The sequence below is a fragment of the Corynebacterium sp. HMSC034H07 genome (assembly GCF_001815175.1).
Taxonomy (GTDB): Bacteria; Actinomycetota; Actinomycetes; order Mycobacteriales; family Mycobacteriaceae; genus Corynebacterium; species Corynebacterium hiratae.
This window is the reverse complement of sequence record NZ_KV819523.1, coordinates 143,716-162,923: the sequence shown is the minus strand read 5'-3', so window position 1 is coordinate 162,923 and position 19,208 is coordinate 143,716. Positions and strand designations below refer to the sequence as shown.

Genomic DNA, 19,208 nt, shown 5'->3' with positions numbered 1-19,208 from the left:
AGCCCTTGTTTGTAGGGCCTCAGCGCTTTTCTAGCGCTCGGTGTGGCGCAGCCATGCCAATACGGCCTTCACCCGCCGGTTGGAGTCCTCGGGTCGAAACCCGAGCTTTATAAATACATTGGAGACATGCTTGCTTACTGCTCCGGAGGTAAGGACGAGCGTGTCTTCAATGTCTTTATTGCTCAATCCTTGGGCCATAAGCCCCAGTACCTCCCGCTCGCGAGCGGTGAGCCGGGCTAGACCAGTGTGCCTTGCAGAAAGCAGCGCCGTGACCACCTCTGGGTCCACCACGGTGCCGCCGCGGGCGACATCGTCAAGCGTGCGCACGAATTCTTCAACATCAGAAACGCGCTCCTTGAGTAGGTACCCGAATCCGCCGTGCTCCAGGAGGCGGTCGAGATAGCTTGCCGCTACGTATTGGCTCAGCACCACCACGGGTTGGGTGGGGTCGGCTGCCCGCAGATCGTGCACGGCTTGAAGCCCGTCATCGGTCATCGTGGGCGGCATGCGCACATCGCTGATAATGAGGTCGAAGTCTTCCTGCACTGCGATGGCGCGCAGTGCTTCGGCATCTGTGACCGCCGTGACGCTATGACCGAGAGCACCGAGTAGTTGCTCCAGACCCGCGCGCAGGAGCGCGGAATCTTCTGCGAGTAGTAACTTCATTCCGCCTCCTTCAGCGGTAGTTTGACCAGCAGCTGGCCGCCGCCTTTACCCGTAGCATTGGTGCTATCAGCACCAAAGGTTACTGTGCCGCCGAGTGCAGCAGCACGCTCACGCAGCCCGGCGAGGCCCGTGCCCGAACCCACAGCTGCACTCTCACCGTCCGGCTCTTTGGCCGTGGGGCCCATGCCATTATCTACGATTTCTAGGCGCAGCATATCCCTAAAAGCGACCGTTACCACGGCTTCGGTGGCTGCGCCGTGTTTAGAGGCGTTTGTGAGCGCCTCGGCGACTGCATGATAGGCCAGCAGTGCTGTGGTCTCGTCTATCGAGCTCTCAGCGCCCTCTACGCGAAGTGTGGTCTCAAGCCCGGAATGGGCGAGTAACTCGTCGAGGGCGGGGATAAGCCCGTCGTCGAAAAGCACCTGCGGCGCAATGCCACGCACTGTCGCCCGCAATGAAGCCAGAGCCAAAGAGGCATTATGTTCTGCGTCAGTCAAGGCCTGCTGTGCCTGGGGCGGGGCTTGTAGTTTTGCCGCGGCCAAGTTGAGCTTGAGCGCAGTGAGGTACTGCTGCGGGCCATCGTGCAGTTCGCGTTCGATGCGGCGGCGCTCGCCGGAGAAGGCATCGATAAGCGTGGCACGCGAGGCCGCCATTTCCTCGGCCGAAGGACTCAATGCCAGTCGGGTCAGCGAGACCGACGCTGAGACCAAGAGGCGGTTGAGACCTACCAGTAACAACACAAGCAACAGAGCAGCCAGCCAGCAGGTTAAGAAAATAAGCGGTCGGTTGGAGGTGGACCACTCGCCAACGGAGAACTCGGCCTTAGGTACGAATGGCGCTATCGCTAGCACACCCGCTGTGAAACCCAGGGCCGTCCACGCGGTAAAGCATGCAGTCGAAATCAATAACTGCAACACGAGGTGATAGAACTGCTGCCAATCAAACCATCGATCTGCGCGCCGGGGTGGAATTTCCACGCCCATCCACTGCGCGCCCAACCGGCCGACAAGTTCCGCGGCGCGACCCACCAACGGGATCCACGGCAGCATCAGCACCGAAATCACCAAGGTTGGGATACACAGCATGCCGAGGAGGAGGCTCCACGCACAGGCTTTGAAGGTTCGCATAGTCTTCGACCCTATCCGCCATGCCGGTGGAAGGGCAGTGGAGCTAGCTCCACCATTTTCCGGGCAGCCCGCCCCATGTCATTGTCGTGCGTGGCCGAGTGGAATCAAAGGCATGTTAAAAGCAGAAAATCTTAGTAAGCGCTACGGCCGCCGCACCGTGCTTAATCGCGTCAATGTGTCTATCGCCCCAGGCGAATTCGTTGCCATCATGGGGCCATCGGGAAGCGGCAAAACCACGCTCCTGAACCTGTTATCCGGGCTCGATAAGCCCACTTCCGGCCGAGTCAACGCGCCGGGGCGCAAGCAGCGTGCATTTGTATTCCAAGACTACAACCTGCTGGAATCCCTCAACGCGCAACGCAATGCCACCTTGACGGCGCGCTTTTCCGGCCGGCGCCCTGCACGCGGCCGTGTGGCAGAGGTCTTCGATTCGCTCGGTCTCGCTGGATTGGAGAGCCGCCTGCCCGCACAGCTTTCTGGTGGGCAGCAGCAACGCGTGGCTGTCGCCCGGGCATTGCTGGCCCAAGCGCCCTATATCTTCGCTGACGAGCCCACGGGCGCGCTTGACGACGCCACCGCTTCCACCGTCCTTTCCCACCTTCACGCCGTTGCCCGCGATGGAGCCAGCGTGATCATGGTGACTCACTCGCACCTTGCCGCCGAGGCGGCCGACCGGGTCATTTCCTTGGAGGAGGTGGCCCATGCTGGTGTGGCTTAAGGACTTACAGTCCAATTGGCTATCGTGGCTGGCCGTAGCGCTGACCCTGGTGGTGTCTTCCACCTCGTGCACCCTAGCGCTAGCCATGCTGGTCGCTTCCCCCGGAGCCGAAGAAAACCCCGCTGGGCCTCTGGGCGGCACAGTGCTGGGCATGTCACTGTGCGTGGTAGTGCTGGTGACGCTCTCGCAGATGCGCCTTATCATCGCTGAGCGCGAGCCGGTCTACCGTTCCTGGCGCATGGTGGGCATGCCTGGGTGGATGATCCTGATTTTCATTCTGGGCCAAGTCGCGGTGGTCAGCGCGGCCGCCGGATTTCTTGGTGTGCTGCCGGCCCGTCCACTGCTCGCGCCGTGCGTGCGCGCCCTGCGCAGCGACGGCATCCCTTTGCCAGACATTGCGATTACAGGCCAGGTCGTTGGTATTGCGATAGTTGTCTGCATGTCCGCGGCCCTAGTCGGAGCGCTGCCTCCACTGCGCCGAGTCTTTCGGCCGCACGCCACCGCACACCCGGCGTGGCTCATGGTGAAATTCCTGCTCGCGTCCGTTGCTGTCGGCAGTACGGTCTATGGATGCCTACACATCGATGATCCCGGCGACCTCCTCTCGGCCGAGATGGGCTTGGTCATCCTTGTCGCGCTCTTTTTGACCTGGCTTATGCCCGTCCTGGATCAATGGACCCGCGCGGCCGGCATCGCTGGGGCTAATGTGCGCGTGCGCCGAAGCTTTTCCACCCCGCACATCGTGCCGTGGGTGCTCGTCGGCGGCTTTATCGTCGCCGTCGGCTCGGGCCTGCGCTTTGGGAACGACGCAGGCGCCGGAGGCACCCTGTCCTCGTGGCAGGCCTTCCTCGCCCTTTTGGGTCCAGTCTTCGCACCTAGCATCGTGGGCGCCGTGCTTACCTCGCTGCTTATGCACGGGCGCATCGCGGCCGATATTCGTGGCCTCACCTTGGCGGGCGCCGCCCCCTCGGCCTGGGCGCGCGTGCAAGTGGGGGAGGCGGCGTGCCTCACCCTGACTGCGGCCGGCGTGGTCTGGGCGCTGTGTTTGGCGACGCTCCTGCCCCTCCAGCACCTGCTCACCCCACAGGCTTCCTTCGGTCGAACGCTGGTAGAGGAGTTGTGGTGGCCGTCCTTCGCCGTAATATTCGGCGCAATGTTTATTGCCCTGGGCGTCGTCAAGCTGGCGTTGGCCGGCTTTGTACACACCCGAGCCGCGTCGTTCGCGGAGGGCGAACGGGTTAGCGGCCCGGGCTGTTGAGGGCTAGCAGTCGCGAGGGTAGAGTGCTAGGCAGGTTGTTTTGACCCACAGTTGTTCACCCGCGACGACGGCTGTGCTGGGCTACCCACAACCGGCACACGCGCGTCCACGTGGACGCGCATTAAGAACACTTTGGAGGAAATCATCATGGCAAACATCAAGCCGCTGGAGGACAAGGTCCTCGTCCAGATCGTTGAAGCTGAGACCACCACTGCGTCCGGCCTGGTTATCCCGGACTCCGCCAAGGAGAAGCCGCAGGAGGCCACCGTCGTAGCCGTTGGCCCGGGCCGCACCAACGATAAGGGCGAGGTTGTCCCGGTTGGCGTTAACGAGGGTGACACCGTCATCTTCTCCAAGTACGGCGGCACCGAGCTGAAGTACGACGGCCAGGAGTACCTCCTGCTGTCCGCTCGTGACCTGCTCGCTGTCATCGAGAAGTAAAAGTAGGCGATTAACCCTATGCCAAAACTGATTGCATTTGACCAGGAGGCCCGCGAGGGCATCCAGCGCGGTGTAGACACGCTTGCCGACGCCGTCAAGGTCCCCCTCGGCCCCCGCGGCCGCAACGTCGTGCTGTCCAAGGCCTTCGGTGGCCCGACCGTCACGAATGACGGCGTCACCATCGCCCGCGACATTGACCTCGACGATCCTTTTGAGAACCTCGGCGCCCAGCTGGTGAAGTCCGTGGCCGTCAAGACCAACGACATCGCCGGCGACGGCACCACCACCGCCACCTTGCTGGCCCAGGCACTCGTCTTCGAAGGCCTGCGCAACGTTGCTGCCGGCGCTAACCCGGTGGAGCTCAACAAGGGCATCGCCGCGGCGGCTGAGAAGGTCGTCGAGGAGCTCAAGAAGCGCGCCACCCCGGTGAACTCCTCCGCGGAGATCTCCCAGGTTGCCACCGTGTCCTCCCGCGATGCGGAGGTCGGCGAGATGGTTGCCGGCGCGATGGACAAGGTGGGCAAGGACGGCGTCGTGACCGTCGAGGAGTCCCAGACCATCGAGTCCACCGTGGACGTTACTGAGGGTATTTCCTTCGACAAGGGCTACCTCTCCCCGTACTTCGCAACGGAGGAGGAGACCTACAACGCCGTGCTTGACGACGCCGCAATTCTCCTCGTCCGCAACAAGATCTCCTCCCTGCCGGACTTCCTGCCGCTGTTGGAGAAGATCGCGGAGTCCTCGCGCCCGACGCTGATCATCGCTGAGGACATCGAGGGCGAGCCGCTGCAGGCACTCGTCGTGAACTCCATCCGCAAGGTCCTCAAGGTCGCCGCCGTGAAGTCCCCGTACTTCGGCGAGCGTCGCAAGGGCTTCATGGATGACCTGGCTGTTGTCACCGGTGCTACGGTCGTCGACCCGGAGGTTGGCATCAACCTCAAGGAGGTCGGCCCGGAGGTTCTCGGCTCCGCACGTCGCGTCACCGTGTCCAAGGAGGACACCGTGATCGTGGATGGTGCAGGTACTGCAGAGGCCGTCGAGGAGCGCCGCGAGCAGCTGCGTCGCGAGATCGAGCGCACCGACTCCACCTGGGATAAGGAGAAGCTCGAGGAGCGTTTGGCCAAGCTTTCCGGTGGCGTTGCCGTCATCCGCGTTGGTGCCGCTACCGAGACCGAGGTCAACGAGCGCAAGCTGCGCGTCGAGGACGCCATCAACGCCGCCCGCGCGGCCGTTGAAGAGGGCGTTATCGCTGGCGGCGGCTCCGCGCTGGTTCAGATCTCCCAGGAGCTCGAGGCCTTCGCCGAGGGCTTCGAGGGCGAGGCCAAGGTAGGTGTGCTGGCCGTAGCCCGCGCGCTAACCCGCCCGGCCTACTGGATCGCTGAGAACGCCGGCTTGGATGGTTCCGTCGTCGTCGCCCGCGTTGCCGAGCAGGCCAACGGTGAAGGCTTCAACGCCGCCACCCTGGAATACGGCAACCTGCTGGAGCAGGGCATCATCGACCCGGTGAAGGTCACCCACTCCGCAGTTGTTAACGCCGCCTCCGTGGCCCGCATGGTGCTCACCACCGAGGCTTCCGTGGTGGAGAAGCCCGCCGAGGAGGAACCGGCACAGGCAGGCCACGCGCACGCCCACTAAAAGCGCGGGGAAACAACGTTTCTCCGGGAATAGCAAAGAGCTACAAGAAAAGGCCCGTCGCCCAAGCCCCGTACGTGGGGAAGGGGCTGCGGGCCTTTGTCCTGCATTCACCGGTGACTCACCGGTGAGTAACTGTTCTACGGAGCTAGCCGTGCGATCCCCTGGGATGTGGGCACGGAGTCCGGGGGTTGCCTCGACGCGAAGACTGTCGGTACGAGCGGGAAATGATGCTACCTAAAGAAACCACGCGTCTGGCCCCGTTACGGCTACGAAGCGTGAAGCGAGGGGCTTAGGCGCTGACGGTGGCGTGAGCGTCGCGCGAGCGCAGAGCTACGACGCGCTCAGATTCACTCATGCCACCCCACACGCCGTAGGGCTCGCCGGAGGCCAGGGCATGTTCGCGGCACATTTCGATGACTGGGCAGGTGTGGCAGATCGCCTTGGCGCGGCTTTCGCGCTGAGCGCGGGCGCGCCCGCGCTCGCCGTCCGGGTGGTAGAACACGTCAGAGTTTTCTCCACGGCATGCCCCGTGGAGCTGCCAATCCCAAAAGTCCGCATTCGGCCCGGGGAGCAGGAAGGACTGAGACACGTTCGATTCTCCTTAATCAAAGATAGAGCGCCCGGGTGCGCATCGTGCTGTGGGCAAGCCTTTGCACGGGGTGGCGCCCTGAGCACCGGGGCGAGGTGAGACGAGATAGAAGTGTGTCCTCCTTGGGTAAACGGCGCGTTACGCAATGCTGACATGTAGGTGTAGCAGGCCGAAAACTCTCACTTTTACCCTTGATGACCTGCACCTACATCTAAGATGAACGGTGTATGAACTTTTCTCATATCTGCCAAAGAGTGGGGAATAGGCCCGTCGTTTCGGGTTTCAACCAAAGGTTGTGACATGATATTCGTGCAGAATATGAACTAATACACCAAGCAGAACAAGCAAGGATGGCAGTGGCTACTCAAGCTACAGACGCGAGCGGCTCCTCAGCGGCGTCGAAGCGCGACAGCGATAAGGAATTAGCGGACCTCGTTCCGCTCGCTGTCGACGGTAGCCGCCGCGCCCTACAGCGCATCATGCGTATTATTCACCCGCAGGTCCTGCGCTATTGCCGCGCCCGCATCGGCGGCCACCGTCAGCCCACGGCGGAGGATGTGGCGCAGGAAATCTGCTTGGCGGTGGCGACGTCGATTGGCACGTACAAGGACAAGGGCCGCCCGTTTATGGCCTACGTGTATGGCATCGCTGCCCACAAGGTGACCGACGCCCACCGCGCCCTCAGCCGCGATCAGACCCACCCCACGGACGACGTCCCAGAAGACGCCGCTGAGGACGCTACCCCCGAAGAATCCGCTCTGGTCATGGACGGTAGTAACAGAGTGCGGGCCATGCTCGATACGTTAAGTGACAAGGCCCGGGACATTATCATTTTGCGTGTGTTCGTGGGGCTGTCGGCAGAGGAGACCGCAGAAATTGTGGAGTCCACCCCTGGCGCAGTCCGCGTGGCACAGCATCGTGCACTGGCGCAATTGCGCAAATCCCTCGACTCGCACGAGACGCAATGAACCAGCAGTGGGGCTAGCACAAGCTAGCAGTGAGCCATCGGCACTTGGCACCGATAAGTTAAGAATTTCTCTATCAAGGAAGGGAGGACATCGTGGCAAAGAAGGACCAGCCTCAGCAGGGCGTCGCTGAGCAGCTGCAGCCTTTGGTTGATGATGATGCATTCCTCACCACTCTCTCCGAAGGAACGGATCCCTCCGATGGCGGTGATGAGCTGGCAGAGCTCCTGCTGGAGTTGCGCGGGGACGTCGAAAAGCAGATGCCCCCGGCCCCGCTCATTGAAGGCGCGGACGAAGAGCCGGAGGTTATTTCCCTGGATGCGGCACGTCGCCGTCGTCGGGGCAAGCCATTCATTCACGGCCTCATCGGCGCGGCCGCAGCTACGTTGCTGATCGCAGGTAGCGGAGCGGTGGTCGTCAACGCCGGCCCGGGATCGCCGCTTTATGGCGTGAATCAGTCGCTCTTCGGCACGAACAATGAGGATGTGTCCGTAGTGGAGCTCGCTGGAACGCTCGACGAAATGGAAAAGCGTTCCGCACAGGGAGACATGGACGGCACCCGCCAGTTGCTCGAAGAAGCCCGGAAGATGGTGGACCAGGCCAAGCGGGAACGCGAGGCAGAAGCGCCGCGTACGACGAGGCAGCAGCCCCGCGCCACGGTGACGCAGACGCAGACCGTGGAAAAGCCCGTTCCGGTGGAAGAGGAGCAGCCGCCGCAGGAGCCGGCAACCGTCACGCAGACCCAGACTGCAGTGTCCACCGTTGTGGTCACCCAGACGGTGTCGGCCGGTAACCCGCTGAACCCTCCAGCGCCTACTTACCCGGAGCCGAGCCAGCCGGGTGGTGGCGAGCAGCCAACGCCTCCGCAGGGCGATAACTCTGACGGGGATGGTACTGGGGATAACGGCCAACTCCCGCCGCCGCAGTTCCAGCAATAAAACGCACAGAACCTCTCCTTCCCACAGCGGGGAGGAGAGGTTCTTTCGTTGTGTAAGGCGCGGTACTTAATCCGCGCCAACCGCGCGCGTTAGTAGCGCGAATCCATGCCGTCGAGGTAGCCCACCGCATAATCCCACGGGACATAGCGCATGGGGTCCGGCTCCGCGCCCGGCTCGTGGACGGGGGCGAGCTGGCCTGCCAGCGTGGCCTGCATGTTGGAGGCCATAATGTCCCACTCGTAGAAGTGGTTTTCCTCGCAGTCCTCGCAGAAAAAGAAGATGCCGTCGATGCCGCGCGGGCTGAGAACGCGCGCGAACTCTTGGACCATGGCCAGATCGTGGATGACGGCGAGACGGTCCTCTTCGGACAGCGGCTCGACGTGGTCCTCTTCCTCGAGGAAGGAAGCTGGGTCGTTGGGATCGTCCGCGAAAGGATCGCGGGGCATGTTGGCGAAAAAGTTCACGTCTGCGAGCCTATTAACTCCGTGCGCGCATAGCAATTCTCTCTCGACACCGATTCGTCCACCCACGGCTACCACTACGGGGCGTCCACGCACTACAGTGAGGGCTACCGCATAAAACTATCTGGTCAGTTTAGGAGAGCCCCACCCTCATGAGCCACGTCCACACCGGCGGAGACAACCCCGACAAGATTGCACTCTACGGCCTTACTTTTGATGATGTCCTGCTGTTGCCGGCAGAATCCAACGTCGTTCCCTCCGAGGTGGATACCTCGGCGCAGTTCACCCGCAACATTCGCCTCGGCGTGCCGCTGGCATCCGCCGCGATGGACACCGTGACCGAGGCCCGCATGGCCATCGGTATGGCCCGTCAGGGCGGCATTGGCGTCCTGCACCGCAACCTCTCTGCTGAGGATCAGGCGCAGCAGGTGGAAATTGTGAAGCGCTCCGAGTCCGGCATGGTGACCGACCCGGTCACCGCCACCCCGGACATGACTATCGACGAGGTGGACACGCTGTGCGCGCGGTTCCGGATTTCGGGTCTGCCGGTCGTCGATAAGCAGGGCACCCTCGTGGGTATCTGCACCAACCGTGACATGCGCTTCGAGCCGGATTTCTCCCGCAAGGTCTCCGAGATTATGACCCCGATGCCGCTGGTTGTGGCCAAGGAAGGCGTCAGCAAGGAGGAGGCGCTGGCGCTGCTGTCCGCCAACAAGGTGGAGAAGCTGCCCATCGTCAACGATGAGAACAAGCTCGTCGGCCTCATCACCGTCAAGGACTTTGTCAAGACTGAACAGTTCCCCAACGCCTCCAAGGATGCTTCCGGGCGCCTGCTCGTGGCCGCCGGCATTGGCACCGGTGAGGAGTCCTACCAGCGCGCAGGCCAGCTTGTCGACGCCGGCGTAGACGTCCTCGTCGTCGACTCCGCCCACGCCCACAACAACCGCGTGCTGGCGATGGTCTCCCGCGTGCAGAAGGACTTCGGCGACCGCATTGACGTCATCGGCGGCAACCTGGCCACCCGTGAAGCAGCCCGCGACATGATTGAGGCTGGCGCCGACGCCATCAAGGTCGGCATCGGACCGGGCTCCATTTGCACCACGCGCGTCGTGGCGGGCGTCGGTGCCCCGCAGATCACCGCCATCATGGAGGCCGCCGCCGTGGCAGGCCCGGCAGGTGTGCCGGTTATCGGCGATGGCGGTATGCAGTACTCCGGTGACGTCGCCAAGGCCTTGGCAGCCGGCGCCGATGCCGTCATGCTGGGCTCCATGCTGGCCGGCACCACGGAGGCGCCGGGTGACATCGTCGTGGTCCAGGGCAAGCAGTACAAGCGTTACCGTGGAATGGGCTCCATGGGTGCCATGCAGGGCCGCGGCCTGACGGGTGAGAAGCGCTCCTACTCCAAGGACCGTTACTTCCAGGCCGACGTCAAGAGCGAGGACAAGCTAGTGCCGGAGGGCGTCGAGGGACGCGTGCCATTCCGCGGTGATATCGATGCCATCGTCCACCAGATTGTGGGCGGCCTGCGAGCCTCGATGGGCTACACCGGCTCCGCCACCTTGGCTGAGCTCAAGACCAAGCAGTTTGTCCAGATCACCGCTGCGGGCCTCAAGGAGTCTCACCCGCACCACCTTCAGCAGATCGTCGAAGCTCCGAACTACCGCTAAGGACTAACAATGCGCGATTACGTAGAAATCGGCGTCGGCCGCGAGGCACGCCGCACCTATGACCTGAACCAGATCTCCCTGGTGCCGACTCGCCGCACCCGTTCCTCCAAGGATGTGGACACCTCGTGGCACATCGATGCCTACACTTTTGACGTGCCATTCGTCTCGGCGCCGACCGATGCGCTGGCCACTCCCGAGTTCGTTATCGAGATGGGCAAGCAGGGCGGCCTTGGCGTCATCAACGCAGAGGGCTTGTGGGGCCGTCACGAGGATCTGGAGGGCGCGATTGCCCGCGTGACGGAGAACTTCGGCGACCTGTCCACGCTGCAGGAGCTGCACGCAGCACCCCTGAATGAGGAGTTGCTGGCAGAGCGCATCGCGCAGGTGCGCGATTCCGGCGTGACCGTGGCCGTGCGCGTCTCCCCGCAGCACGCCCGCGAGCTGGCGCCCGTGGTTATTAAGGCCGGCGCGGAGTTGCTGTTCATCCACGGCACTTTGATTTCCGCCGAGCACGTGCAGACTGGCGGCGAGCCGCTCAACTTGAAGGAGTTCATCGGCTCGCTGGATACCCCGGTGATTGCCGGTGGCGTGGCGGATTACACCACTGCGCTGCACCTGATGCGCGCGGGTGCTGCGGGCATTATCGTTGGCTCCGGAGTGAACACCAACCCGGAGACCGTCGGCATCGATATCCCCATGGCGACGACCATCGCGGATGTTGCGGCCGCACGCCGCGACTACCTGGATGAGACCGAGGGCCGCTACGTGCACGTGCTTGCCGACGGCGACATCTTCACCTCCGCCGACATCGCCAAGGCCATTGCCTGTGGCGCCGATGGTGTCGTTCTAGGGCCAGTGCTGGCCCGCGCGGCGGAGGCCGGCGGCAAGGGCTGGTACTGGCCGTCCACGGCCGGCCACCCGCGTTTCCCGCGCGGCCTCATCGAGCCGATTGGCGTGGCCGATGCCCTCCTGGGCACCGGCACTTCTGGCGCCGATGCTTTTGACGCCGCTGCTTCTGGCAACGCAGCTTCTGGCACCGCCGAGGATGCCTCAGCGGGTGCGCCTTCGTTGGAGGTCGTGCTCCACGGCCCGTCCAACGAACCGCTGGGTGAGCTCAACCTGGTTGGCGGGCTGAAGCGCGCCATGGCAAAGTGCGGCTACACGGATCTGAAGTCCTTCCAGAAGGTTGGGCTAGCCGTTCGCTAGTCCTGCAGGCGCAGCTTCCCCCGTTGGGGCGCTGCGCCGCTCAGCCTGACTCGGGACGGAGTTTACTTCGCTGCCTCGGCGTCCTTTGTGCTGAGCACTGGACTCACTGCTGGATCAGAGCTGCGATTGCGTGGCTTGTGAAACCACAGCAGCCGGGGCTTCTTCAGGCGGCGTGGGCGCAGTGCCACCTTGCGGAAAACCACGCGCCCGCGCGCCGGCGCCATGGTTTGGAGCACCGAGGCCACCACCACCAGCCCGATAGCTGCCAGCTTGAGCTGAGACACGTTCTGGGAGAGCAGGATCCAGCCAAAGAGTGCGGCGAAGACGGGTTCCAGGGCGATCAGGATGGAAAAGACGTTGGGGGCGAGCCTGCGCAGCGCAATGAATTCCAACGAATAGGGGATGAGCGAGGCCAGCATGCCCGTGCCCAGAGCGAGTAGCAGCAGCGAAGGATCGCTGGCCAACGCTACCGCCCCACGCCCGCCCACTGGCAGGAGCACGAGGCCACCGATGAGGAAGGCCACGGCCAAACCGTCTTGGTCGCTAAAGAGCGCGCCGGCCTTCTTGCTGGCCAGGATGTAGGCAGCCCACATCGCCCCGGCACACAGCAAGAAGAACACGCCACGCAGGTCGAGGGGGTCTCCGTTGAAGGAGTCCAGCCCCATCAGGCCCATGCCGAGAAGGGCGAGGGCGACGCAGGTGGCGTCGCGAAGCGAGCGGGAGAGGCACGCCGCCAGCAGCAGCGGGCCGAGGAACTCGATGGTGACCGCAGGGCCCAGCGCAACGAGCTCGATGCCGGCGTAGAAGAAGCCGTTCATCAGGCCCAGCGTGAGGCCGAAAATGGTGGCGGAGATCCATTTCTCACGGCTCCATGTGTGCACGCGCGGTCGCGCAATGGCGAGCAGAATCACGGCGGCGAAAAGCAGACGCAGCGAGGCAGTGCCCCACGGGCCGCCAATGGGGAAAAGCTGGATGGCGAGGCTCGCTCCCAACTGGAGCGAAATGCACGAGCCGATGACGCACAAAACTGCAAACGGATTGGTCATGCAGTCCATTGTGGGGCGGGAAGAACTGTTAGTCTATCTACAGTTTTTAACACGTACCTGTTAGGGATTCTGTCATGTTGGATCTGCATCGTCTGCGCATTCTCTACGAGCTGCAACGCCTCGGCACCGTCACCGCGGTGGCGGAATCGCTGCGCTATACGCACTCGGCTATCTCCCAACAACTGGCGCAGTGTGAAAAGGATGTAGGCGTGGCGCTGTATGAAAAGGTCGGCCGGCGCGTGCGTTTGACGGAGCAGGGGGAAATCCTTGCGTCTTATGCTGAGCGGATGCTCGCGTTGGCGGATGAGGCGGAGTCGCAGGTCATCGCATCAACCAATGCGGTGCGTGGCACGATTAAGGTCACGACGTTTCAAACCATCATGTCCTCGCTGGTCCCGCGGGCGCTCACGGAGCTGGCCAGGGAGTACCCGGACCTGCGCGTGCAGATCATCCAGCGCGAAGCCGATGGCGCGATGGAGCTGCTGGAGCGCCGGGAGGTGGACCTCATCCTGGGTGAGGAGTACGAGTCGGACATGCCCGCCACGGATGAGCACACCCATCGGGAGCTGCTTCTCGACGACCCCCTCCGCCTCATCACCCCACTCACCGGCCCCTGGAGCGAGTTGCGATTGGAGGATTTTGCAGCGTTCGATGACGAAATCCCTTTTGCCATGGACCCGGAGGAGTTTTTGTTGGGGAGGTTCGTCCACCGGCTGTGCCGCAGGCATGGGTTTAACCCCAGTGTGCTCTATGAAACCCCGGACCCGTTCCTGCACGCGCACCTGGTGCGTACGGGCCACGCGGTGGCGGTGATCTCGGACCTTTTTCTCGAAGAGATCGAAGGCGTGCGTGTGGTTGCCTTGCCTGGTAATCCCACCCGCACGCTCTACACCGCGGTTCGCGCTGGGCGCGAGGGACACCCTGCGCTGCGGGCGTTTCGGGCGGCGTTGAGCAAGGCAGCTGCCACCGCGAAAGATTATGGGCCACTCCCTGCGGTCTAGGGTGCGGGTTCTTGCGTTAAACTGATGACCGTGACTAACCCAAATACAACCCCGCGTCCTGTCCTCGTGGTGGACTTTGGCGCCCAGTACGCGCAGCTCATCGCCCGGCGCGTGCGTGAGGCCAACATCTACTCCGAGGTTGTCCCCAATTCCGCCTCCGTGGAGGACATCAAGGCCAAGAACCCGGCCGCGCTGATCCTTTCCGGTGGCCCGTCTTCCGTATACGCGGACGGCGCCCCTGCGCTGAAGCCGGAGCTGCTCGAGCTCGGCATCCCGGTCTTTGGTATCTGCTACGGCTTCCAGTCCATGACCCAAGCCCTGGGCGGCACCGTGGCCTCCACTGGTGCCCGCGAGTACGGCCGCACGGACATGACCGTGTCCGGCGGCGTGCTGCACAAGGGCCTGGAGGACACCCACAAGGTGTGGATGTCGCACGGCGATTCGGTCTCTGAAGCCCCGGAGGGCTTTGAGGTCACCGCCTCTTCCGAGGGCGCTCCCGTGGCCGCCTTCGAGTGCCTGTCCAAGAAGATGGCCGGCGTGCAGTACCACCCGGAAGTTCTCCACTCGCCGCACGGCCAAGAGGTGCTCACGCGCTTCCTGACTGAGGTCGCAGGCCTGGAGCAGAATTGGACCGCAGAGAACATCGCGGAGCAGCTCATTAACGATGTGCGCGAGCAGATCGGCGAGGAAGGCCGCGCAATCTGCGGCCTGTCCGGTGGCGTGGATTCCGCCGTGGCCGCAGCCCTCGTGCAGCGCGCAATCGGTGACCGTTTGACCTGTGTCTTCGTCGACCACGGTCTGCTGCGCGCGGGTGAGCGTGAGCAGGTGGAGAAGGACTTCGTGGCGTCGACTGGCGCGAAGCTCATCACCGCTGATGAGCGCGAGGCCTTCCTCAACAAGCTGGCCGGTGTGACCGAGCCGGAGGCCAAGCGCAAGGCCATCGGTGCGGAGTTCATCCGTTCCTTCGAGCGCGCCGTCGACCAGGCTCTGGACGGCCAGGATGCTGCGTTCCTGGTGCAGGGCACGCTGTACCCGGACGTCGTGGAGTCCGGTGGCGGTGACGGTACCGCGAACATTAAGTCCCACCACAACGTGGGCGGCCTGCCTGACGACGTCGAGTTCGAGCTCGTCGAGCCACTGCGTCTGCTCTTCAAGGATGAGGTGCGCGCGGTTGGCCGCGAGCTGGGCCTGCCGGAGGAAATCGTGGCGCGCCAGCCCTTCCCGGGCCCGGGCCTGGGTATCCGCATCATCGGTGAGGTCACCGAGGAGCGCCTCGAGACGCTGCGTCAGGCGGACCTCATCGCGCGTACCGAGCTGACCAACGCTGGTCTGGACGGCGAGATTTGGCAGTGCCCGGTGGTGCTGCTTGCCGACGTCCGTTCCGTCGGCGTCCAGGGCGACGGCCGCACCTATGGCCACCCGATCGTCCTGCGCCCGGTGTCCTCCGAGGACGCCATGACCGCCGACTGGACGCGCCTGCCGTACGACGTGCTGGAGAAGATTTCCACCCGCATCACCAACGAGGTTAAGGAAGTCAACCGCGTGGTGCTCGACGTGACGTCGAAGCCGCCGGGAACCATCGAGTGGGAGTAAGCGCAGCCGAAAGGCACTGGGACACGCACTGTAGCAGTGCAGTGGAGTATCTCAGTGAGATAGCTCGGTGGTAGAAAGCGGGCAGCGAAGCAAACTCCCAGACGCTGTGTAGCGCGGCCGCGCCTTGAATTAACAGGGCGCGGCCGCGTTCCCCGTTTTCGATCCCCGGCACTCAGCTCCGCGGAATGGGGGCAGATGGCGCGGTGCCAGGCTCCTGCGTACCCTCCAGGGGGTGGTCGCGACAGGCGCCAGTCTGGATGGCGTTAGCGTGCCCGTTGCCAGTATCGACGGCGTTAGTACGCACGGCACAAGGACGCATACCTCTATATCGCGCGCGCGAGTAGCCGCACGCCGAGCAAATTTTCTCAGCGAGCGGCTGGTTAAAGCGGCTGTGTGCCGTAGGGTGTCTCCGGCTGGTGGGGCTGCGGAGCGGCAGCCTGCGACCGGTTGGTTCGGCGGAGCGGTGACCCGCGAGCCGCTGAACCATTGAGCCGGCGGGGGGGGGCTTCCACCGTGAGATCAGGGCGAAGTCTACGGACTAAAAGCACTCATGAACTCGGTGGCGGGTCCGGAGGTTCGCCGGAGTTATGCGGTGGCGCGCCGGAGACAGGGGCTGGTGTCCCACGCGGCGTGGTGCGTGGGTCGGGCGGGCCGGATGCCGGCGGATCCGTGGATGCGCGAGCTGGCCCCGGAGCGGAGCGCGGCGGGTGGGCCGGGCTTTCAATGGGAATCGGCGGCCCCGCCCACGGCGGCAGGTAGTGCACGCGGCCATCGATGCGGTCGAGGCGCCCGCGGCCGGTGGGCTTTTCTGGATCATCGTCATTGACCGCATTGTGGTATGCACACAGCGGCACCAAGTTGGCCATGTTTGTCGGCCCGCCGTCCTGGAAACGGGTGAGGTGGTGGATCTGGGAGTCGTCGGCAGGCGCGTTGCAACCCGGCCACGCGCACGTCGGGTGCTCCGCTGACAGCGCGAGGCGCTGCTTGGTGTTGGCGAAACGGCTCGCCATGTACAGGTTCACGGGGCCGTGGTGGGGATGGACGAGGGTGATGAGGCCGACGTCGGCAAGCTTTTCGCGCACGAACTCCGCACCCGTCATCGTGGCCCCATTGGTCAGCTGTAGTTCAATCTCTTCGCCATCACCGTCGACTATGCGGTCGAGTTCATCCAATCGCACGATGACGTTGGACTGCAGCTTCTGGCCGGAGCCACCCCCGCCGCGGAACACGGTATGCGCCGCGGTGAGCAAGTCCTTGTCAGTGGTCTTAAGCACGGCCAGCAGCTTAGAAATATTGAGCGAGGAATCCGTAATGCTCAGCGTGTGGTTGCGGCCCGCGCGCCGCGTCACTCGCACGCCTGGGGCGGGGTCCTTGGGCGGGCGCCATTCTTTGAGCTTTGCCTTCGCCACCATGGGGATTTTCTCCCGCGGGGTGGCAGCTAGTAGCTGGCGCAGCTCCCAGGCCCTGCGGGCTTTGAGCTTGGAACAATAGCGCTCGATATCGAGGAGCGTGAACACGTCGTGGCCCGTGCGGCGGGCCTTGCGCTGCCGGGAGCGGAACATCGTGTCCCCGAAATACACCGCGTGCAGCCCTAGGAGCTTCTCCGCGAAATCCGGCCGCGCACCCATCTCAACCAGCTGAGCGCGTGTGACACCGGCGCATTGCTCGACCACGTCGAGCCCGCGCGCTAGTGCTTGAATGTAACCCCCCAGTTGCATAGCCCACAGCCTAAACCAGGCCGGGGAACCTCGCTACTTGAGCGCAGAAATCGCAGCGCAGAGCTTATCGACGTCCCTCTCTTCCGTCGACCACGCCGTACAGAATCGCACCACGCGCAGGCCTTCGTGTTCTTCGAAGAACTGGCACACGAAGTCTTGCGAGAGCTTCTCTTCCTGCTCGCGGGTCAACAGCGCGAATTGCTGGTTGGTGGGGGAGTCAAAGAGCATGTCGATGCCTGCGGCACGAAATGCCTCGGCGATGCGCTGGGCTTGGGCATTGGCGCGGGCGCAGATCTGCTCGTAGAGGGTCGTTGCTGCCGTCCTGGTTACCTCATCGCCTGGTGCGCTGAAGAGGGAGGCGAATTGCGCACCGAGCAACCAGCCCTTGGCCAGCAGGCCACCGTTTTGCTTCATCGCATTGCGAAAGCGCGGCGCACCCGCGGGGAAGACGATGGCTTCGCCGAAGAGGGCGCCGCATTTGGTGCCGCCGATGGTGAAGACGTCGACAAGCGCGGCCAGGTCCGGCAGGGTGATATCCGAGGCGGACAGGCCGTAGCCGAGGCGGGCGCCGTCGACAAACAGGCCCAGATCGTACTCGTCGCAGACCTCGCGCAGGGCCACGAGTTCGTCGCGGGAATAGGCGGTGCCGAACTCGGTGGGCTGCGTGATGTAGACCAGTGCGGGCTCCGGCATGTGCTCTTCCACCCCGGAGGCGCGGTACTCATCCATGCAGGCGCGAACCTGCGCGGCGGTGATTTTTCCCAGCTGGTTCGGCAACGTGATGACCTTGTGCCCGGTGTGCTCGATGGCGCCCGTCTCATGGGTGGCGATGTGCCCGCTATCCGCCGCGATAACGCCTTCCCAGGGGCGCAGGCGGTGGGCGATGATGGTGGCGTTGGCCTGCGTGCCACCGACCATGAAATGCACCTCAGCGTTCGACGCCTGGCAGGCAGTGCGGATGCGCTCAGCGGCCGTGGCGCACAGCTCGTCGGCGCCATAGCCGGCATAAGCCCCACCCGCCCCCGCGATGGCATCAAGGACGCGGGGGTGGGCTGAGCGGTGGTAGTCGTTGCCGAAGTGAATCATGGGTGGCCAGTTTAGCCGGTGACGGTGAGCTCGCCGATACCTTGGTCGATGCGGATATCTAGCAGCGCATCATCGTCATGGCGGTTGGTGCAGTTGCTTTCTCCTAAGCCGCTGTCACAGGTGAGTGATACAGGGACGTCCTTCGGGAGGATGACCTCGACGCTGCCGATGCCGACGTCGATGGTGACATCGTGCTTTTCCTTGAGGTCTTCGATTTGGCTCAAGTCCACCGTTGAGGTGCCAATACCTAGGTCATAGTATTCCTGGAGCTCATCTTCATGGGTGGGCGCGATGTGCTGAGAACCGACATTGAAGCGGGCGCTGAAGCCGGATTCTTCGTCGGCCTCGATGACGAAGGTGACTCCAAAGAAGGCAATCGCCAGGGCAGCCCCCACAGCGCCGAGAGCAATCGCGGCCTCAGCCCACTGCGAACCGCGCTTCTTTTTCGGTTCTTCCCGCGGGCCCGGCTCCGGCAGGTCCCAGGCATCGGGCACCACGCCGAGTGGATCCCAGGACGGCGGGGTCGTGCGCCCCGGTGGGAAGGGGTGTCCGTCTGCTGGGGTATAAGGGTTGAGGTTGACCGGTTCCTCGCGCACCGGCTGTTCGGCAGCCAACAGCCCGCTGGGCGGTAGCGGTTCGCGTTGGTGAAGGGCGTACCACGCCAGCGCCAACAGGCCGAAGGTCAGCGCAGCGGGCGGAAGGCCGGCGAGGAATTGTCCGCTGAGGAACAGCGGGCCGGAGCCAAACGTCAGAAGGACGCCGATAATCAGCACCCAGCCGAGCTCTTGTTCCTCCTTGACGCCATCCTTGCCCATGGCCGCATCGAGCGGGCAGTAGGGCGAACCGAAGCGCGGCATGAGCGCCCACGCGAGGAGGTAGGCGGCGATGCCGCCGCCGAAGGCGAGTGCTGCGACCACGAAGGCCACGCGCACAATCGTGGGGTCAAGCTGGTAGCGCACCGCGATGCCTTCGCAGACACCAGCGATGTGCGCGTCACCGCCCTGTTTCTTGGGAAGGCGGACGGGGCGGGTCGTCCACATCTGGTTGAGTGTGCTGTTCTTCGTCATGCTTTTATGGTGCCGTGTGGGGCCTC

18 protein-coding genes are annotated in these 19,208 nt (G+C 63.8%); 10 read left to right on the top strand and 8 right to left on the bottom strand.

The window, feature by feature from the left end; genetic code table 11:
- Positions 1–30: 30 nt before the first annotated feature.
- Together HMPREF3009_RS05360 and HMPREF3009_RS05355 are read right to left on the bottom strand one after the other, a co-directional pair.
- Complete coding sequence (locus HMPREF3009_RS05360) at positions 31–666, bottom strand: response regulator (RefSeq protein WP_070521553.1); 636 nt, start codon at positions 664–666, stop codon at positions 31–33.
- Positions 663–1,793, bottom strand: coding sequence for a sensor histidine kinase (locus tag HMPREF3009_RS05355; protein WP_070521551.1), 1,131 nt, complete (start codon positions 1,791–1,793; stop codon positions 663–665). The genes HMPREF3009_RS05360 and HMPREF3009_RS05355 overlap by 4 nt, the downstream gene beginning before the upstream one ends.
- Positions 1,794–1,905: 112 nt before the next feature.
- On the opposite strand from HMPREF3009_RS05355, the gene HMPREF3009_RS05350 reads away from it, so the two are divergent.
- The 4 genes from HMPREF3009_RS05350 to groL all read left to right on the top strand — a co-directional run bounded on the left by HMPREF3009_RS05350 (position 1,906) and on the right by groL (position 5,845).
- Positions 1,906–2,511 carry an ABC transporter ATP-binding protein gene (locus HMPREF3009_RS05350; protein WP_070521548.1) on the top strand — a complete coding sequence of 202 codons (606 nt, stop codon included), beginning with the start codon at positions 1,906–1,908 and terminating at the stop codon, positions 2,509–2,511.
- Entirely contained in the window at positions 2,495–3,769 is a 1,275-nt protein-coding gene (locus tag HMPREF3009_RS05345; protein WP_070680544.1) for an FtsX-like permease family protein, read from the top strand. The genes HMPREF3009_RS05350 and HMPREF3009_RS05345 overlap by 17 nt, the downstream gene beginning before the upstream one ends.
- A gap of 141 nt (positions 3,770–3,910) precedes the next feature.
- Complete coding sequence (gene groES, locus HMPREF3009_RS05340; protein WP_167595557.1) at positions 3,911–4,210, top strand: co-chaperone GroES; 300 nt, start codon at positions 3,911–3,913, stop codon at positions 4,208–4,210.
- An 18-nt stretch (positions 4,211–4,228) separates the two neighbouring features.
- Positions 4,229–5,845: a chaperonin GroEL gene (groL, locus tag HMPREF3009_RS05335; RefSeq protein WP_070680541.1), complete on the top strand. Its 1,617-nt coding sequence runs from the start codon at positions 4,229–4,231 to the stop codon at positions 5,843–5,845.
- Positions 5,846–6,134: 289 nt separating this feature from the next.
- Here the strand turns inward: groL and HMPREF3009_RS05330 are convergent, their stop codons facing one another.
- The gene (locus tag HMPREF3009_RS05330) at positions 6,135–6,434 is read right to left on the bottom strand and encodes a WhiB family transcriptional regulator (protein WP_046648418.1); all 300 of its coding nucleotides are present in this window, start codon (positions 6,432–6,434) and stop codon (positions 6,135–6,137) included.
- 350 nt (positions 6,435–6,784) lie between these two features.
- Here HMPREF3009_RS05330 and HMPREF3009_RS05325 point away from each other — a divergent pair, with 350 nt between their 5' ends.
- Positions 6,785–7,402 carry a sigma-70 family RNA polymerase sigma factor gene (locus tag HMPREF3009_RS05325; RefSeq protein WP_049157038.1) on the top strand — a complete coding sequence of 206 codons (618 nt, stop codon included), beginning with the start codon at positions 6,785–6,787 and terminating at the stop codon, positions 7,400–7,402.
- 92 nt (positions 7,403–7,494) lie between these two features.
- Entirely contained in the window at positions 7,495–8,337 is an 843-nt protein-coding gene (locus tag HMPREF3009_RS05320; RefSeq protein ID WP_070680539.1) for a hypothetical protein, read from the top strand.
- Between the two features lie 89 nt (positions 8,338–8,426).
- Here HMPREF3009_RS05320 and HMPREF3009_RS05315 read toward each other — a convergent pair whose 3' ends face one another.
- Entirely contained in the window at positions 8,427–8,801 is a 375-nt protein-coding gene (locus HMPREF3009_RS05315) for a DUF5319 domain-containing protein (protein ID WP_046648414.1), read from the bottom strand.
- A 149-nt stretch (positions 8,802–8,950) separates the two neighbouring features.
- Here HMPREF3009_RS05315 and guaB point away from each other — a divergent pair, with 149 nt between their 5' ends.
- Entirely contained in the window at positions 8,951–10,465 is a 1,515-nt protein-coding gene (gene guaB, locus HMPREF3009_RS05310; protein ID WP_070680537.1) for an IMP dehydrogenase, read from the top strand.
- Between the two features lie 9 nt (positions 10,466–10,474).
- Complete coding sequence (locus HMPREF3009_RS05305; protein ID WP_070680532.1) at positions 10,475–11,671, top strand: GuaB3 family IMP dehydrogenase-related protein; 1,197 nt, start codon at positions 10,475–10,477, stop codon at positions 11,669–11,671.
- A 62-nt stretch (positions 11,672–11,733) separates the two neighbouring features.
- Here HMPREF3009_RS05305 and HMPREF3009_RS05300 read toward each other — a convergent pair whose 3' ends face one another.
- Positions 11,734–12,717, bottom strand: a complete 984-nt coding sequence (locus tag HMPREF3009_RS05300; protein WP_232760977.1) for an EamA family transporter — start codon at positions 12,715–12,717, stop codon at positions 11,734–11,736.
- Between the two features lie 74 nt (positions 12,718–12,791).
- On the opposite strand from HMPREF3009_RS05300, the gene HMPREF3009_RS05295 reads away from it, so the two are divergent.
- The gene (locus tag HMPREF3009_RS05295; protein ID WP_070545947.1) at positions 12,792–13,718 is read left to right on the top strand and encodes a LysR family transcriptional regulator; all 927 of its coding nucleotides are present in this window, start codon (positions 12,792–12,794) and stop codon (positions 13,716–13,718) included.
- Between the two features lie 24 nt (positions 13,719–13,742).
- Positions 13,743–15,311: a glutamine-hydrolyzing GMP synthase gene (guaA, locus tag HMPREF3009_RS05290; protein ID WP_010189455.1), complete on the top strand. Its 1,569-nt coding sequence runs from the start codon at positions 13,743–13,745 to the stop codon at positions 15,309–15,311.
- A 548-nt stretch (positions 15,312–15,859) separates the two neighbouring features.
- Here guaA and HMPREF3009_RS05285 read toward each other — a convergent pair.
- From HMPREF3009_RS05285 to HMPREF3009_RS05275, 3 genes are read right to left on the bottom strand one after another with little or no spacing between them, the layout of a single operon-like run.
- On the bottom strand, positions 15,860–17,029 hold the full coding sequence (locus tag HMPREF3009_RS05285; RefSeq protein WP_070545949.1) for an HNH endonuclease signature motif containing protein: 1,170 nt from the start codon (positions 17,027–17,029) through the stop codon (positions 15,860–15,862).
- A 33-nt stretch (positions 17,030–17,062) separates the two neighbouring features.
- The gene (locus HMPREF3009_RS05280) at positions 17,063–18,115 is read right to left on the bottom strand and encodes a threonine aldolase family protein (RefSeq protein WP_070680526.1); all 1,053 of its coding nucleotides are present in this window, start codon (positions 18,113–18,115) and stop codon (positions 17,063–17,065) included.
- Positions 18,116–18,126: 11 nt separating this feature from the next.
- Positions 18,127–19,182 carry a PspC domain-containing protein gene (locus tag HMPREF3009_RS05275; protein ID WP_070680524.1) on the bottom strand — a complete coding sequence of 352 codons (1,056 nt, stop codon included), beginning with the start codon at positions 19,180–19,182 and terminating at the stop codon, positions 18,127–18,129.
- Between the last annotated feature and the right edge of the window lie 26 nt (positions 19,183–19,208).

What these genes read in the sequence shown, in the direction of transcription:
- HMPREF3009_RS05360 (WP_070521553.1), bottom strand. Translation starts at nt 666, where the DNA reads ATGAAGTTACTACTCGCAGAAGATTCCGCGCTCCTGCGCGCGGGTCTG.
- HMPREF3009_RS05355 (WP_070521551.1), bottom strand. Translation starts at nt 1,793, where the DNA reads ATGCGAACCTTCAAAGCCTGTGCGTGGAGCCTCCTCCTCGGCATGCTG.
- HMPREF3009_RS05350 (WP_070521548.1), top strand. Translation starts at nt 1,906, where the DNA reads ATGTTAAAAGCAGAAAATCTTAGTAAGCGCTACGGCCGCCGCACCGTG.
- HMPREF3009_RS05345 (WP_070680544.1), top strand. Translation starts at nt 2,495, where the DNA reads ATGCTGGTGTGGCTTAAGGACTTACAGTCCAATTGGCTATCGTGGCTG.
- groL (WP_070680541.1), top strand. Translation starts at nt 4,229, where the DNA reads ATGCCAAAACTGATTGCATTTGACCAGGAGGCCCGCGAGGGCATCCAG.
- HMPREF3009_RS05325 (WP_049157038.1), top strand. Translation starts at nt 6,785, where the DNA reads ATGGCAGTGGCTACTCAAGCTACAGACGCGAGCGGCTCCTCAGCGGCG.
- guaB (WP_070680537.1), top strand. Translation starts at nt 8,951, where the DNA reads ATGAGCCACGTCCACACCGGCGGAGACAACCCCGACAAGATTGCACTC.
- HMPREF3009_RS05305 (WP_070680532.1), top strand. Translation starts at nt 10,475, where the DNA reads ATGCGCGATTACGTAGAAATCGGCGTCGGCCGCGAGGCACGCCGCACC.
- HMPREF3009_RS05300 (WP_232760977.1), bottom strand. Translation starts at nt 12,717, where the DNA reads ATGACCAATCCGTTTGCAGTTTTGTGCGTCATCGGCTCGTGCATTTCG.
- HMPREF3009_RS05295 (WP_070545947.1), top strand. Translation starts at nt 12,792, where the DNA reads ATGTTGGATCTGCATCGTCTGCGCATTCTCTACGAGCTGCAACGCCTC.
- guaA (WP_010189455.1), top strand. Translation starts at nt 13,743, where the DNA reads ATGACCGTGACTAACCCAAATACAACCCCGCGTCCTGTCCTCGTGGTG.
- HMPREF3009_RS05285 (WP_070545949.1), bottom strand. Translation starts at nt 17,029, where the DNA reads ATGCAACTGGGGGGTTACATTCAAGCACTAGCGCGCGGGCTCGACGTG.
- HMPREF3009_RS05280 (WP_070680526.1), bottom strand. Translation starts at nt 18,115, where the DNA reads ATGATTCACTTCGGCAACGACTACCACCGCTCAGCCCACCCCCGCGTC.
- HMPREF3009_RS05275 (WP_070680524.1), bottom strand. Translation starts at nt 19,182, where the DNA reads ATGACGAAGAACAGCACACTCAACCAGATGTGGACGACCCGCCCCGTC.